Here is a 274-nt window from a genome sequence, read left to right as displayed (position 1 = left end):
GTCAAGATTCACCGCTCTGTGGAAGAAGTGGCGCAAAGCTCAAGAAACTTAGCCAAAACAGCACAAGCCGTCGCGACCACAGCTCAGACAACACAAAGCAACTGCTTAACTCAGCGAGACAGAACCATTCAGGTGGCAACGGCCATTAATGAGCTGGGGGCGACAGTCAATGAAATCGCCAATAACGCTGCCCAGGCGGCTCATATCGCAAAAGAAGCCACCACACAGGCCCAGGATGGCAGCCAGGTGGTTGAGCAATCCAGAGAGCAAATGA

At 52.9% G+C, this 274-nt stretch carries 1 pseudogene; it reads left to right on the top strand.

Features of this window, described 5'->3' with window-relative positions:
* A pseudogene (locus tag ACYP03_RS26090) lies at positions 1-274 on the top strand (methyl-accepting chemotaxis protein); the annotation flags it as partial.

The sequence above is a fragment of the Photobacterium sp. R1 genome, from assembly GCF_054600795.1.
This window is presented reverse-complemented; position numbering and strand designations above follow the sequence as displayed.